The sequence below is a fragment of the Paramagnetospirillum magneticum AMB-1 genome (assembly GCF_000009985.1).
GTDB lineage: Bacteria > Pseudomonadota > Alphaproteobacteria > Rhodospirillales > Magnetospirillaceae > Phaeospirillum > Phaeospirillum magneticum.
Genome location: NC_007626.1, coordinates 2,698,122 through 2,712,016, shown reverse-complemented (window position 1 = coordinate 2,712,016; position 13,895 = coordinate 2,698,122). Strand labels below are relative to the sequence as shown.

The following is a 13,895-nucleotide window of genomic DNA, read 5'->3' as shown; positions in this document are numbered from 1 at the left end:
AAAAATGAACCTGTTCAAATACTTCCGCGAAGAAATTATCAAGTCGGTCGAAGCGATCGTTCCCGGCCTCGACACCTCCAAGGTGACGGCCGAGCCGCCGCGAGAGGTCAGCCACGGCGACGTGGCCACCAATGCCGCCATGGTGCTGACCAAGGCGGCGGGCATGAAGCCCCGCGATCTGGCCGAGAAGATCGCCGAGGTTTTGCGCGCCCATCCGGCGGTGACCGGAGTGGAGGTGGCCGGTCCCGGCTTCATCAACCTGCGTCTCGCCGATTCCTTCTGGTTCGAGCGTCTGGCCGAGGTTCTCGCCGCCGGAACCGCCTATGGCCAGTCGGACCTGGGCCGGGGCCACAAGGTCAACGTGGAATACGTCTCGGCCAACCCCACCGGTCCCATGCATATCGGCCACGCCCGCGGCGCGGTGTTCGGCGATGCCCTGGCCTCGCTGCTGGTCAAGGCCGGCTATGACGTGACCCGCGAGTACTATGTCAACGACGCCGGCTCCCAGGTGGACGTCCTGGCCCGCTCGGCCTTCCTGCGCTACCGGGAAGCCCTGGGCGAGGAAATCGGCGAGATCCCCGAAGGCCTGTATCCCGGCGAATACCTCAAGCCCGCCGGTGAGGCCCTGGCCAAGAAGCATGGCCCTGCGCTGAAGGACAAGCCCGAGGAAGAGTGGCTGCCCGAGCTGCGCGGCTTTGCCGTCGACGCCATGCTGGACATGATCAAGGGTGATCTGGCTGGGCTGGGCGTGCGCCACGACGTGTTCGTCTCCGAGCGCGGGCTGGTGGAGGCCGGCAAGGTTCAGGACGCCCTGGACTATCTGACCGCCAAGGGCCTGATCTACGAAGGCGTGCTGGAGCCCCCCAAGGGCAAGCTGCCTGACGATTGGGAGGCGCGGCCGCAAACCCTGTTCAAGGCCACCGAGTTCGGCGACGACGTCGACCGTCCGCTGAAAAAGTCGGACGGCTCGTGGACCTATTTCGCCTCGGACATCGCCTATCACCTGGACAAATACCGACGCGGCTTCGGCGCGATGATCGACGTGTGGGGCGCCGATCACGGCGGCTACGTCAAGCGCATGCAGGCGGCGGTCAAGGCGGTGAGCGAGGGCGGCGGCGATCTCGACGTCAAGCTCTGCCAGATGGTCAACCTCTTGAAGGGCGGCCAGCCCTACAAGATGAGCAAGCGGGCCGGTACCTTCGTCACGCTGCGCGACCTGGTGGAGGCGGTGGGCAAGGACGTGGTCCGCTTCATCATGCTGACCCGCAAGAACGACGCCCATCTGGATTTCGATCTGGACAAGGTGCTGGAGCAGAGCCGCGATAATCCGGTGTTCTACGTCCAGTACGCCCATGCCCGCTGTCACTCGGTGATGCGCCACGCCGCCGGCATGTGGCCGGACGCCGTGGGCCCGGTCCCCGGCGTCGAGGTTCTGGCACACTTGACCGACCCGGCCGAGCTTGGTTTGATCAGGCTGTTGGCCGGTTGGCCGCGCCTGGTGGAAAGCGCGGCCGAGGCCCACGAGCCGCATCGCGTGGCGTTCTACCTTTACGACTTGGCCGCCGCCTTCCATGGGCTGTGGAACAAGGGCAAGGACGACACCAGCCTGCGGTTCCTGATCGAGGACGACCGCGAGCTGTCCTTGGCCCGCCTGGGCCTGCTGCGCGCGGTGGTGGGGGTGATCGCCTCGGGGCTTGGCATCTTCGGTGTCGCCCCGGTCGAAGAGATGCGTTGATAAGGGGAGACGCGCTGATATGGCCAAAAGCCCTGGCGACGATTACGAGCGTGACCTGCTGGATATCATTCCCGAGCGCTATAATGACGCCGATGCCGATTCCCATCAGGCCCGGGCCGGGCATCGCCTGCGCAGCTGGGTGCTGATCGGCGGCGCGGTCATCGCCGTGGGGGCCATCGTCGCCGCCGGTCTGCATTTTGTCGGTGGCCGCAAGGGCGCCGGGCTGGGCGTGCCGGTGATCAAGGCCGATGATCGCCCCATCAAGACCCGCCCCGATGATCGCGGCGGCATGCAGGTGCCCAACCAGGACAAGCTGGTCTACGAGCGCATGGATTCCGCCGGCGAGAACGAGCCCAAGGTGGAACGTCTGCTGCCCAAGCCCGAGGCCGCCAAGGCGCCGCCCAAGACCATTTCCGTGCCGCCGCTGTCGGCCGAGCCGCCGCCTGCCGTCGCCCAGCGTCCAGCCCCCATTCCGCCCAAGCCGGGCGAGCCGCCGGCCCCCAAGACCGCTCCCGCCGCCAAGGTGGCGGCCCAGCCCATGGAGGCCTCGCCCATTCCCCCCGCCGTCGCACCGCTTCCCCCGGCCTATCAGCCGGTGCAGGAGCGGGCTCCGGCCCCTGCCGCCCAGCCCGAGCACATGGCCCCCGCCGTGGTGGCCCAGGCGCCGCGTCCGGCGCCGCCGCCGCCGCCCGCACCGGCCCCGGCCGTCAGCGCCAAGGCTCCGGCCTCGGGGGAATTCGTGGTGCAGCTGGGCGCCGTGCGCGCCGCCGATCAGGCCGACAAGGAATGGGCCCGCATCCAGAAGGCCAATGCCGATCTGCTTGGCGCCCTCAAATCCGATATCGTCCGTGTCGAGCTGCCGGGCAAGGGGACCTTCTGGCGGGTGCGCGCCGCGCCCCTGTCCGAGCAGGCCGCCCGCCAGCTTTGCGCCGAACTCACCGCCCGATCCCAGGGGTGCATCGTTGCCCGCCGCTAAGACTCCCCCCGCCGCCGCCATCTTCGGCTGTTCCGGTCTGGTCCTGACCGAAGCCGAGCGTGATTTCTTCCAGCGCACCGATCCGCTGGGATTCATCCTGTTCGCCCGCAACGTGGACAATCCAGACCAGGTCAAGGCCCTGGTGCAAAGCTTGCGCGACAGCGTGGGCCGTGCCGATGCGCCGGTGCTGATCGATCAGGAAGGGGGCAGGGTGCAGCGCCTGCGGCCACCGCACTGGCGCAGCGCACCGCCCGGCGAGCCCTTCGCCGCCCTGGCGGCCCGCGATCCGGAGGCGGCCAGGGAGGCCTTGCACTTGAATTTCCGCCTGATCGGCGCCGAGCTGGCCGATCTGGGCATCGACGTGGATTGCGCCCCGGTGCTGGACGTGCCCATTCCCGGTGCCCACGACGTCATCGGCGATCGCGCCTATGGCCGCACCGCCGATTCGGTGATCTCTCTGGCGGGCGCGGTGATCGACGGATTGCTGGACGAGGGCGTGCTGCCGGTGATCAAGCACATTCCCGGCCACGGCCGCGCCATGGTGGACAGCCATCTCGACCTGCCGGTGGTGGACACGCCGCTGGCCGAGCTGGAGATCCAGGATTTCCCGCCGTTCCATGCTTTCCGCCATGCACCCTGGGCCATGACCGCCCATGTGGTCTATACCGCCCTTGACGCCGCCCATCCCGCCACTACCTCCAGGGTGGTGATCGACAAGGTGATCCGGGGCGCCATCGGTTTCGATGGCCTGCTGATTTCCGACGATCTGTCCATGAAGGCGCTGGGCGGTTCTTTCGAGGACCGCACCCGCGCCAGTCTGGAGGCTGGGTGTGACGTGGTGCTTCACTGCAACGGCCTCATGGCCGAGATGACCGCCATCGCCAGGGAATTGCGGCCCCTGAGCGCCGCCGCCGAAGTGCGGGTGGCCCACGGTCTGGCGCAAAAGCGGCAACGCGTGCCCTTTGACCGCCGGGCGGCCGAGGAACGGGTCAAGGCTCTGCTCGGGCTCTCCTCGTGATGGGAGAGCTGGGTGGGCTGCTGTTCGGCATCACCATCTGGGCGATTCCGCTGATCTTCGCCGTGACCCTGCACGAGGCGGCCCATGGCTATGCCGCCCATGCCTGTGGCGACGATACCGCCTACCGGATGGGCCGCATCTCGCTCAATCCCCTGCGTCACATCGATCCCTTCGGCACCATCATCCTGCCCGGCCTGCTGCTGGCCCTGGGCGGCGTGATGTTCGGCTGGGCCAAGCCGGTCCCGGTCAATTTCAGCCGCCTGCGCCATCCCCGCCGCGACATGGTGATCGTTGCCGCCGCCGGCCCGGCCATGAACATGGGCCTCGCCATCCTGGCCATTTTGGCGGTGCATCTGGTCCCGGTGATGCCCGAGGCGATTCGGGGCTGGTTTTTCCTCAATCTGGAAAACGCCATCTTCTTCAACCTGCTGCTGGCGGTATTCAACATGATCCCCATCCCGCCCCTGGACGGGGGCAGGGTGGCGGTGGGAATCCTGCCCCGGCCGCTGGCCTGGCGTTTGGCCCGCCTGGAGAAGGCGGGGATGCTGATCCTCATCGCCGCCCTGTTCCTGTTCCCCCTGCTGGGGTCTCGGATCGGCGTCGACCTGGACGTGTTCCGCTGGCTGGTCCAGGGGCCGGTGGATACCATCGGCAACGCGCTGGTCAGGGCATTGGGTCCGTGAGTGGGGCTCTGCCCTTTGCCTTCGAGGAGGAATCCCGGCCGGGCCGCGCCCCGGCCGAGCGTTTGTTGCTCGATCTGGACGGCTGGGAAGGCCCGCTGGACGTTCTGCTGCAACTGGCCCGCGACCAGAAGGTGGATCTGGCCAAGATCTCGATTCTGAAGCTCGCCGACCAATATCTTGAATTTGTTCAGAAGGTTGGGCGGGATCAGATCGATCTCGCCGCCGAATACCTGGTGATGGCGGCATGGCTGGCCTATCTCAAGAGCCGCCTGCTGCTGCCCGAACCGGAACCCGAGCCGGGCGAGGAATTGTCCCCGGCCGAGATGGCCGCCGCCCTGGCGTTCCGGCTGCAACGGCTGGAGGCCATGCAGAAATCCGGCGCGGCCCTGTTCGGCCGGCGTCTGCTCAATCGTGATGTCTTCGCCCGGGGGGCGCCCGAGGATATCGAGGTGGTCAACCGCTCCATCTTCGATCTCGATCTCTATGATCTGCTGAAGGCCTATGCCGACCATGTGGTGCGCAACTCGGTGCGCACCCTGACGGTGGAAGCCCCCGACCTGTGGTCGGTGGAGAACGCCCTGGCGCGGTTGGAGAGCATGCTGGGCATCGGCGCTCTACCCGACTGGTCGGTGCTGATGGCCTACCTGCCCGCCATCGAGGGGGACACCTTGAAGATGAAATCCGCCATGGCTTCGACCTTCGTCGCCGCGCTGGAACTGGCCAAGCAGGGCAAGCTGGTGCTGCGCCAGGACGGCGCCGCCTATTCGCCCATCTATATCCGGGCCGGGCAGGGCGAGGGGAGGGAGGATTGAGGTTTATTGGGCTTGGGCGGCAGCCCAATATTTCCATATGGGGGCTAGGGATTGACCATTGATCCGCAATACCTGCGCATCATCGAAGCGCTGATCTTCGCCTCGGCCGAGCCGGTTCCGGAACGGGCCATGGCCGAGCGCCTTCCCGAGGGTGTTGACGTTCCTCAACTGCTGGCGGAGTTGGAGGCCCATTACGCGGCTCGCGGCTTCAATCTGGTGCGGCGCGGCGATGGCTGGGCGTTTCGCACCGCCGTCGATCTGGCCGAAGCCCTCAAGGTGGAGCGGTCCCAGGAGCGCAAGCTGTCGCGCGCCGCCGTCGAGACCCTGGCGATCATCGCCTACCACCAGCCGGTGACCCGCGCCGAGATCGAGGAGATACGCGGCGTGGCGCTGTCCAAGGGCACCATGGACATTCTTTTCTCCGCCGGCTGGATCCGGCCCAAGGGCCGCCGGCGCACCCCGGGCCGTCCGCTGACCTGGGCGACCACCGACGGCTTTCTCGACCATTTCGGCCTGGAATCGCTTGCTGACTTGCCCGGAGTCAAGGAATTGGAGGCCGCCGGCCTGTTGGATTCCCGGGCCGCCGCCGGCGCCTACGGCAATCGTGCCGTCGAGGATACGCGGCTGGTGGACATGGCCGAAGAGGACGAACCCCAATTGGACCTGCTGGACGACGAGACCTTGCTGGGCATCGGGGAATAGGCCTTGGGCCGAGGCCGCAAGATCGCCCTGATGATCATCGGCTGGGTCTTCGTGGGCCTGGGCGTGGTGGGGGCCGTCCTGCCGGTGATGCCGACCACGCCGTTCATGCTGGTGGCGCTGTGGTGCTTCGCCAAGTCTTCCGACCGCTTTCATGCCTGGCTGTTCTACCACCCGGTGTTCGGGCCGCCCTTGCGTGATTGGGAGATCAACCGGGTCATTCCCCTTTACGCCAAGGTGTTCGCGCTCGGCAGCATGGCGATCAGCATCGTCTACGTGGTGGGCTTCTCCCAGGCTCCGTGGTGGGCCATGGCCGCCATGGGGGGCACCTGTACGGCGGGCGCGGTGTTCATCCTCAGCAAACCAAGCCGCAAGCCGGTTCAATGACCAAAGCCGCCATTGCGGTGTTCCTTTTCTTTTGCGATGATCCGCCGCCGGCCGGTTTCGGCCGCAGTGACGTACGAGGAGTGTTTGGGCATGGGTAGCATGAGTATCGGTCATTGGCTCATCGTTCTGGTCATCGTGCTGCTGCTGTTCGGCGCCAATAAGATTCCGAAGCTGATGGGCGACATGGCCAAGGGCGTGAAGGCCTTCAAGCACGGCCTGAAGGACGAGGAAGAGGGGCAGGCCCCGGCTCAGCCCGCCGCCGCGCCCCAGGTCACGGAGGCCCAGGCCGCCAAGCCGGCCGCCGCGCCCGACACCGCTCCCAAGGTCTAGGGCCGGATGTTCGACATCGGCTGGGACGAGATGGCGCTGATCGCCGTGGTCAGCCTGATCGTTATCGGACCCAAGGATCTGCCGGTGGTGCTGCGCCAGATGGGCCGCTGGACCCGCAAGGCGCGCGAGATGGCCTCGGAGTTCCATCGCGGCATCGACGACATGGTGCGGGAATCCGAGCTGGACGAGTTGAAGAAGCAGGTGACCAAGGCGACCGACGTCAACCTGCTGCGCCAGGAGGTCGACAAGGCCATCGACCCCACCGGGGAGATGGCCAAGGCCATGGAGCTTCCCGCCCTCGACATGGCGGCGACCCCCGAACCGGTGCCGCAAGAGATCAAGCCCGACGAGGCGCCGAGCCGCCCGCCGGAACCCTAGAGGACGTATTTTGAGCGATTCCCACGACGACAAGACCATGCCGCTGCTCGAGCATCTGATCGAGTTGCGGCGGCGGCTGATCTGGTCGGCGATCGCCTTCATCGTCGCCTTTGGGATCTGCTATTACTTCTCCAACGAGATCTATGAGTTCCTGCTGGAGCCCTATTCCAAGGCGGCCCTGGCCAAGGGCGGGAACCGCCGCCTGATCTACACCGCGCCCACCGAGGCGTTCTTCACCTTCATGAAGGTGTCGGCCTTCGCCGGAGCGGCGCTGTGCTTCCCCATCTGGGCGGGCCAGTTGTGGGCCTTCGTGGCGCCGGGCCTGTACAAGCACGAGAAGCAGGCCTTCCTGCCCTTCCTGGTGGCCACGCCGGTGCTGTTCGCGCTGGGCGCGTCCATGGTCTATTTCCTGGTGCTGCCCAACCTCTACACCTATCTGCTGGGCTTCGAGAATCTGGTCGGTGGCCCCAGCACGCTGCCCATCCAGATGGAGGCCAAGGTCAACGAATCCCTGTCGTTGATCATGACCCTGATCTTTGCCTTCGGGCTGGCGTTCCAGATGCCGGTGCTGCTGACCCTGCTGGCCCGGGTCGGGCTGGTCACCGCCGCCGGTCTGGCCGATAAGCGCCGCTTCGCCATCGTCGGCAATTTCGTCTTCGCCGCCGTGGTCACGCCCCCCGACGTGGTCAGCCAGCTGTCGCTCGCCATTCCCATGGTCGGTCTCTACGAGATCTCCATCATTTCCGCCCGCTGGGCCGAAAAGAAGCGGGAGCAGGCGCTGAATGACGATGGCGAGGATGACGCCACCCACGACGACACCGATTTCAACGCGTAGCCGGAATTTTTGCCATGCATGACCTCAAGTCCATTCGCGACAACCCGGACGGATTCGATGCGGGACTGAAGCGCCGGGGCCTCGAGCCCAAGGCCGCCGCCATCCTCGACCTGGACACGCGGCGCCGCGCCGCCCAGACCGCCTTCCAGGAAATGCAGGCCCGGCGCAACGACGCCTCCAAGCAGATCGGCGCCCTCAAGAAGAGCGGCGGCGACGCTTCCGCCCTGATGGACGAGGTGGCGAGCCTGAAGGAGCGCATGCCGGCGGCCGAGGAAGAGGACAAGGCGCTGGGCGCCGAGATCGAGTCCATCCTGGCCTCCATTCCCAATCTGCCGGCGTCCGATGTGCCGGACGGTCCCGACGAGGACCATAACGTCGAATTGCGCAAGTGGGGCACGCCCAAGAGCTTCGCCTTCACCGCGCTGGACCACGACGCCATCGGCGCCAAGCTGGGCCTGATGGATTTCGACGGCGCCGCCAAGCTGTCGGGGGCCCGCTTCGTCGTATTGAAGGGCCAGTTGGCCCGGCTGCAACGCGCCATCGGCCAGTTCATGCTGGATTTGCAGACGGTCGAGCACGGCTACACCGAGATGGACCCGCCGCTGATGGTCAAGGACGGTGCCGCCTTCGGCACCGGCCAATTGCCCAAGTTCGGCGAGGATCTGTTCAAGACCAATACCGGCCACTGGTTGATTCCCACCGCTGAGGTGCCGCTGACCAATCTGGTCAGCGACGAGATCCTGGACGAGAAGGCGCTGCCGCTGCGCATGACCGCTCTCACGCCGTGTTTCCGCTCGGAAGCCGGGGCGGCGGGCAAGGACACCCGCGGCATGATCCGCCAGCACCAGTTCCACAAGGTGGAGATGGTCTCCATCGCCCATCCCGATGCCTCCGGCGCCGAGCACGAGCGCATGACCCAATGCGCCGAGACGGTGCTGCAGCGCCTGGGGCTGGCCTATCGCGTCATCGTGCTGTGCACCGGCGACATGGGCTTTTCGGCGCAGAAGACTTATGACATCGAAGTCTGGCTGCCGGGCCAGCAGCGCTACCGGGAAATCTCGTCCTGCTCTAATTGCGGCGACTTCCAGGCCCGGCGCATGAAGGCCCGCTTCCGCCCCGAGGGCGAGAAGGGGACGCGCTTCGTCCATACCCTGAACGGCTCGGGCCTCGCCGTGGGTCGCACCCTGATCGCCGTGATGGAAAACTATCAGCGCGAGGACGGCACCATCGAGGTGCCCGAGGCGCTGCGCCCCTATATGGGCGGTCTGGAGGTCATCGGCTGAGATGACCTTTCCGCCCGTCGCCGACCCTTCGTCGCTCCGCATCCTGATTTCCAACGATGACGGCATCAACGCGCCGGGCATCAAGGTTCTGGAACGCATCGCCCGGACCTTGTCCAAGGATGTCTGGGTGGTGGCCCCGGAGACCGAGCAGAGCGCGGCGGGGCATTCGCTGACCATCCGCCGGCCCTTGCGGGTGCGCAAGGTGTCGGCGCGGCGCTATGCCGTTGACGGCACGCCCACCGATTCGGTGCTGCTGGGCGTCAACCACGTGCTGAAGGGCAAAAAGCCCGATCTGGTGCTGTCGGGCATCAACCGGGGGGCCAATCTGGGCGAGGACGTCACCTATTCCGGCACCGTGGCGGCGGCCATGGAGGGCACCATCCTCGGCATTCCCGCCATCGCCCTGTCCCAGACCCTGGAGCATCCCCATCCGGTGAAGTGGGGCACGGTCGAACATTGGGCGCCCGACGTCATCCGTCGCCTGCTGGCCAAGGGCTGGAGCCGCAACGTGTTGATCAACGTCAACTTTCCCGACGTGATCGCCGCCTCGGTGACGGGAATCGAGATCACCCGCCAGGGCAAGCGCAAGATCGGCGACGAGATCATGGAGCGCCATGACCCGCGCGGCGAAGCCTATGTCTGGATCGGCGCCCAGCGAGCCGAGGACCGTTCCAAGCCCGGCACCGATATCGAGGCGGTGTTTCGCGGCGCCATTTCGGTGACCCCGCTGTGCTTCGATCTCACCCACCGCGACGACATGAAGGCGCTGGAGACGGCCTTTTGATGAAGAAGGCGGAACCGCGCGTCATCCGCCTGCTGATGGAACTGCGGCGGATGGGTGTCGTCGATACCCGCGTCCTGTCGGCCATCGAACGCATTCCCCGCGCCCTGTTCGTCGCCGAGCCCTTCCTTGATCAGGCCTATGAGAACACCGCCCTGCCCATCGGCTGCGCCCAGACCATCAGCCAGCCCCTGGTGGTCGGCCTGATGAGCCAGGCCCTCGAGGTGGGCGAGCGCATGAAGGTCCTGGAGATCGGCACCGGCTCGGGCTATCAGGCGGCGGTGCTGGCCAAGCTGTGCCGTCGCCTTTATTCGGTGGAGCGCCACAAACCGCTGCTGGCCGAGGCCGAGGCCCGTTTCAAGCACCTGCGTCTGCACAACATTACCTGCCGGGCCGCCGACGGCTCTCGCGGCTGGCCGGAGCAGGCGCCCTTCGACCGGATCATGGTCACCGCCGCCGCACCCGATATCCCGCCCGCCCTGGTGGACCAGTTGAAGCCCGACGGCATCATGGTGCTGCCCCTGGGGGATGTGGGCGGGATCGACCAGGAACTGGTGCGGATCACCAAGACCGATCGCGGCATCGACATCCAGCCGTTTCTGCCGGTGCGTTTCGTGCCGCTGGTGGAGGGGATACCGGAGGAATGATTGCCGCTGGCCGTCGCCGCGCTTATAGTACGGGCATGAGGCACGCGCCCCATCATCTGGTTATTCTCCTGATCCTCGCCGCGGCGATCTCGGCGTGCACCCCCAGTTATGATTCCAAGGTGCCGGTCGGCCGCAGCGACGGCCCGCTGCAGGTGCAGCGCCCGGCCACGGTCACCGTCTATGCCGGCGACACCGTCTATTCCATCGCCCGGCGCTATTCCCTGACCGTCCGCGACCTGATCGAGACCAACAATCTTCAGCCGCCCTACCAGTTGCAGCCGGGGACCGTGCTGCGCCTGCCCGGTGGCGGCTCGGATTACGTGGTGCAGCGCGGCGACACCCTGTCGGTGCTGGCGCGGCGCTTCAAGGTGGACTTCAACTCGCTGGCCGCCACCAACGGCAAGCGGGCGCCCTATGTGTTGCAGGTAGGCGAGCGGCTGACCATTCCGGGCCCCAAGGCCTCGGTGACCCAGACCGCCGCGACACCAGCACCGGCAACGGGCGGCGGTTCCATGGTGGTGACCTCTCCCCACGCCTCGGGCGGGGCGGGGGGCGGCAAGCCTGCGGCCAAGGCCGAGGTGCCGCCGGTCTATGCCCAGGCGCCCAGCCATCCGGCACCACCTCCGGCGGCGGTTCCCGCCGTGCCTCCGGCCAGGGCGGGGTCCACCTTCCTGTGGCCGGTCAAGGGCGAGGTGGTGGCGGAGTTCGGACCGCTGCCCGGCAAGGGGCAGCACAACGACGGCATCAATATCGTCGCCGCCAAAGGCACGCCGGTGCGCGCCGCCGAGAACGGCGTGGTGGCCTATGTGGGCAACGAGTTGAAAGGCTTCGGCAATCTGCTGCTGATCAAGCATGCGGACAATTGGATGACCGCCTATGCCCATAACGACCAACTGATGGTCAAGCGCGGCGATCGGGTTCGCCGCGGCCAGACCATCGCCACGCTGGGCGCCAGCGGATCGGTCACTTCGCCGCAGCTGCACTTCGAGATCCGCCGGGGAACCGAGGCCGTCAATCCCGTGGAATACCTGCAGGACAAGGTCGCGGACGACGGGGCTGTGCGCCAGCTGGCGGCGATTGCGTATTGACCCGGATCGCGGAAGAGCCCACCCTTAATTCCTAATATAGTGACCGTTCGGCATAGGGCGGCGCGAGGGATGGCTTCCAAGGAGGGCCGCATGGCAAGTGAACACGGCGCCATGTCGAACAGCCGTGACCGGCTCAATTTCCTGCGTCTGGATGACGACGCGGTGTCGGCCATGACGGCCGTTCGCCCGCTGGTGGAGGGCTGTCTGCCGGCTATTGCCGACGACTTTTACGCCCACTTGATGAAATGGCCTGAATTGCAGGCGATGTTAGGCGGCGGCGGCAGGATCGGCCACCTGAAGCAGGCCCAGCAGGCCCATTGGAGCGCCCTGTTTTCCGGTCGCTTCGACGAGGATTATTTCACGCGCGCGGTGGCGGTCGGCGTGACGCACGAGCGAATCGGCCTGGGGGTCAACTGGTACCTGGGCGGCTATTGCTTCGTGCTGGAAAAGCTGATCGGCGACCTGCACGCCAAATGCGACAAGGCCCGATTTCCCGAGATGGCGGCGGCAGTGCTGCGCGCCGCCTTTCTGGACATGGATCTCGCCATCTCGACCTATATCGAGCATGGCGAGGCCGGCAAGATGAAGCGCGAGATGCTGGCCCTTTCCGACACGGTGGATCGCGAGGTGGCGCTGACCGTGGGCGACATCGAAAAGCAGGTGAAGCGTCTGATCGAAGGTGCCTGCGAATTGACCGGGGTGGCCTCCGAGTTGAAAACCATGGCCGAAGCCGTGGCCGAGGCGGTGTCGGTAACTAGCGACAACGTCCAGTCAGTGGCCGGCGCCAGCGAGGCGCTGGAAGAGACCTCGCGCCAAATTTCCGCCAAGGTGCACGGCACGTCGCAACTGACCGATGCCGCCCAGCAGAAAATGGAGACCGCGGCGGCCACCGTGGAGGGCTTGAAGGATGCCACGGGACGAATCCGCGACGTGGTGCGTCTCATTCAGTCCATTGCCGGCCAGACGCGCATGCTGGCTCTCAACGCCACCATCGAGGCGGCACGGGCCGGCGACATGGGCAAGGGATTTGCCGTGGTGGCTGACGAGGTCAAGCGACTGGCCAAGCTGACCGAGGAGGGGATTCGCGGCGTCAATGCCCAGGCCCATGCCATCGGCCAAGCGACCGACGAGACTGTGGCCATGGTGGAGGAAGTGACGGCCTCCATTCAGGACATCAATGCCATCGCCCAGGAAGTGAATCTCTCCAGCGAGATGCAGCTTTCCGCCACCGCCGACATCAAGGGCAATGCCGGGCAGGCCGCCCAGCATACCGGCACCGTGCACGGCCATGCCTTGTCGGTGCTGAATCAGGCGGAGCGCACCGGGGCCACGGCCCAGCGGGTCAATGAACTGTCCGTGGTGGTCAATCGCGATGTCGGCGACCTGCAACGGCGCCTCGGCATCATTTTGCGGTCCTCGGCGGCGGGAGATCGCCGAGCGGTTCCGCGCGTGGCCGTGGGACTGGCCTTTTCGGGCCGCCTGGGGAGCCGCGAGATCAAGGGCCATACCGGCGACCTGGCCACCAAGGGGGTGGTTCTGGCCGGTCTCAACGATCCATCCCTGGTGGGGCAGGCCGGGGCCTTGGAACTGGAGGGAATCGGCAATCTGCGCTGCGAGGCGGTGGCTGCCAGCGTGCTTGGCCTGCATGTGCGATTCCGCGACGTTCCCGCCGCCGCTCTAGCCACCATCGCCGCAGCCCAAGGGCGCGCACGGGCCGAGGAGACAGGCTATGCCACGCTGATTCAGGGAGTGGCGGCGGGTGTCATCCAGGCGTTCGAGCAGGCGCTGAAGACCGGTGACATCACCGAGGCCGATCTGTTCGATACCCATTACGAGCCCATCGCCGGCACCGACCCCCAGCAGTTCCTGGCGCTTCACGCCCACCTGACCGATCAGGTGGTACACCAGTTCACCGAAGCCGTTCTCGAGAAGGACCCGCGGATCGTCATCTGCTGCGTCGCAGACCGAAACGGCTATATCGCGACTCATAACAAGAAATACTCCCAAGCCCAGCGGCCGGGAGAGCCGGTGTGGAATGCCGCCAATGCCCGTAATCGCCGGATCTTTGACGACCGGGCCGGCCTGGTGGCGGCGCGCAATGTCCGACCTGTGTTCGTCCAGACGTATCCTCGCGACATGGGCGGCGGCAATTTCGTGGTGCTGAAGGAGTTCGACAGCCCCATCACCGTCCGGGATCGGCACTGGGGGGCGGTGCGTCTGGCCATCAAGCCATAGCGCACGGC

The 13,895-nt window shown here is 66.4% G+C and carries 15 protein-coding genes; all 15 read left to right on the top strand.

Going from position 1 to position 13,895, the window contains the following annotated elements:
* Positions 1–4 precede the first annotated feature (4 nt).
* The gene (argS, locus tag AMB_RS12730) at positions 5–1,735 is read left to right on the top strand and encodes an arginine--tRNA ligase (RefSeq protein WP_011384910.1); all 1,731 of its coding nucleotides are present in this window, start codon (positions 5–7) and stop codon (positions 1,733–1,735) included.
* 19 nt (positions 1,736–1,754) lie between these two features.
* Entirely contained in the window at positions 1,755–2,711 is a 957-nt protein-coding gene (locus AMB_RS12725; RefSeq protein ID WP_011384909.1) for an SPOR domain-containing protein, read from the top strand.
* Positions 2,698–3,729: a beta-N-acetylhexosaminidase gene (gene nagZ, locus AMB_RS12720; RefSeq protein WP_043744470.1), complete on the top strand. Its 1,032-nt coding sequence runs from the start codon at positions 2,698–2,700 to the stop codon at positions 3,727–3,729. The genes AMB_RS12725 and nagZ overlap by 14 nt, the downstream gene beginning before the upstream one ends.
* Positions 3,729–4,412: a site-2 protease family protein gene (locus AMB_RS12715; protein ID WP_043744467.1), complete on the top strand. Its 684-nt coding sequence runs from the start codon at positions 3,729–3,731 to the stop codon at positions 4,410–4,412. Before nagZ ends, AMB_RS12715 begins: the two co-directional genes overlap by 1 nt.
* Positions 4,409–5,224 carry a segregation and condensation protein A gene (locus AMB_RS12710; RefSeq protein WP_011384907.1) on the top strand — a complete coding sequence of 272 codons (816 nt, stop codon included), beginning with the start codon at positions 4,409–4,411 and terminating at the stop codon, positions 5,222–5,224. Before AMB_RS12715 ends, AMB_RS12710 begins: the two co-directional genes overlap by 4 nt.
* 51 nt (positions 5,225–5,275) lie before the next feature.
* Entirely contained in the window at positions 5,276–5,926 is a 651-nt protein-coding gene (gene scpB / locus AMB_RS12705; RefSeq protein WP_011384906.1) for an SMC-Scp complex subunit ScpB, read from the top strand.
* A gap of 3 nt (positions 5,927–5,929) precedes the next feature.
* Positions 5,930–6,310 (top strand): YbaN family protein, encoded by a 381-nt coding sequence (locus tag AMB_RS12700; protein WP_043744464.1) that lies wholly within the window; start codon positions 5,930–5,932, stop codon positions 6,308–6,310.
* Positions 6,311–6,400: 90 nt separating this feature from the next.
* On the top strand, positions 6,401–6,640 hold the full coding sequence (locus AMB_RS12695; RefSeq protein ID WP_043744460.1) for a twin-arginine translocase TatA/TatE family subunit: 240 nt from the start codon (positions 6,401–6,403) through the stop codon (positions 6,638–6,640).
* Between the two features lie 6 nt (positions 6,641–6,646).
* Complete coding sequence (gene tatB / locus AMB_RS12690; protein ID WP_043744457.1) at positions 6,647–7,018, top strand: Sec-independent protein translocase protein TatB; 372 nt, start codon at positions 6,647–6,649, stop codon at positions 7,016–7,018.
* Positions 7,019–7,028: 10 nt separating this feature from the next.
* Positions 7,029–7,853 (top strand): twin-arginine translocase subunit TatC, encoded by an 825-nt coding sequence (tatC, locus tag AMB_RS12685; protein ID WP_011384903.1) that lies wholly within the window; start codon positions 7,029–7,031, stop codon positions 7,851–7,853.
* Between the two features lie 14 nt (positions 7,854–7,867).
* Positions 7,868–9,136, top strand: a complete 1,269-nt coding sequence (gene serS, locus AMB_RS12680; protein ID WP_011384902.1) for a serine--tRNA ligase — start codon at positions 7,868–7,870, stop codon at positions 9,134–9,136.
* A gap of 1 nt (position 9,137) precedes the next feature.
* Entirely contained in the window at positions 9,138–9,920 is a 783-nt protein-coding gene (gene surE, locus AMB_RS12675; protein ID WP_011384901.1) for a 5'/3'-nucleotidase SurE, read from the top strand.
* Positions 9,920–10,564, top strand: a complete 645-nt coding sequence (locus tag AMB_RS12670) for a protein-L-isoaspartate(D-aspartate) O-methyltransferase (protein WP_011384900.1) — start codon at positions 9,920–9,922, stop codon at positions 10,562–10,564. Before surE ends, AMB_RS12670 begins: the two co-directional genes overlap by 1 nt.
* Before the next feature lie 35 nt (positions 10,565–10,599).
* The gene (locus tag AMB_RS12665; RefSeq protein WP_043744450.1) at positions 10,600–11,652 is read left to right on the top strand and encodes a M23 family metallopeptidase; all 1,053 of its coding nucleotides are present in this window, start codon (positions 10,600–10,602) and stop codon (positions 11,650–11,652) included.
* 90 nt (positions 11,653–11,742) lie between these two features.
* Complete coding sequence (locus tag AMB_RS12660) at positions 11,743–13,887, top strand: globin-coupled sensor protein (protein ID WP_011384898.1); 2,145 nt, start codon at positions 11,743–11,745, stop codon at positions 13,885–13,887.
* Positions 13,888–13,895: the final 8 nt, after the last annotated feature.

Coding starts and splice junctions, on each gene's coding strand:
- AMB_RS12715 (WP_043744467.1), top strand. CDS start 3,729: ATGGGAGAGCTGGGTGGGCTGCTGTTCGGCATCACCATCTGGGCGATT.
- AMB_RS12665 (WP_043744450.1), top strand. CDS start 10,600: ATGAGGCACGCGCCCCATCATCTGGTTATTCTCCTGATCCTCGCCGCG.
- surE (WP_011384901.1), top strand. CDS start 9,138: ATGACCTTTCCGCCCGTCGCCGACCCTTCGTCGCTCCGCATCCTGATT.
- AMB_RS12725 (WP_011384909.1), top strand. CDS start 1,755: ATGGCCAAAAGCCCTGGCGACGATTACGAGCGTGACCTGCTGGATATC.
- AMB_RS12695 (WP_043744460.1), top strand. CDS start 6,401: ATGGGTAGCATGAGTATCGGTCATTGGCTCATCGTTCTGGTCATCGTG.
- AMB_RS12660 (WP_011384898.1), top strand. CDS start 11,743: ATGGCAAGTGAACACGGCGCCATGTCGAACAGCCGTGACCGGCTCAAT.
- serS (WP_011384902.1), top strand. CDS start 7,868: ATGCATGACCTCAAGTCCATTCGCGACAACCCGGACGGATTCGATGCG.
- tatB (WP_043744457.1), top strand. CDS start 6,647: ATGTTCGACATCGGCTGGGACGAGATGGCGCTGATCGCCGTGGTCAGC.
- argS (WP_011384910.1), top strand. CDS start 5: ATGAACCTGTTCAAATACTTCCGCGAAGAAATTATCAAGTCGGTCGAA.
- AMB_RS12670 (WP_011384900.1), top strand. CDS start 9,920: ATGAAGAAGGCGGAACCGCGCGTCATCCGCCTGCTGATGGAACTGCGG.